Below are 220 nucleotides of genomic sequence, written 5' to 3'. Positions count from 1 at the left end.
GCATGTCCCGTAAAGGAAACTGCTGGGATAACGCCGTGATTGAATCTTTTTTCAGTATTCTCAAGCGAGAAGAATTGAAATGGCATTACTTTCATTCCTTTGTTCAAGCAGAAAGAGTGGTTCGTGACTACATTGATGGGTATTATATGTCTGTGCGACCTCATGAATCTTTAGGAGGTGTGCCACCCATTCAATACATTTTTACGAAGAACTTGTCAAC

1 pseudogene is annotated in these 220 nt (G+C 40.5%); it reads left to right on the top strand.

Annotated features, from left to right (window positions below):
• Positions 1–137 (top strand): annotated as a pseudogene (locus IGI38_RS24900) (integrase core domain-containing protein); the annotation flags it as partial.
• Positions 138–220: the final 83 nt, after the last annotated feature.

Origin of the sequence: Enterococcus sp. AZ128 (genome assembly GCF_051714485.1) — a bacterium.
Taxonomy (GTDB): domain Bacteria; phylum Bacillota; class Bacilli; order Lactobacillales; family Enterococcaceae; genus Enterococcus_A.
This window is presented reverse-complemented; position numbering and strand designations above follow the sequence as displayed.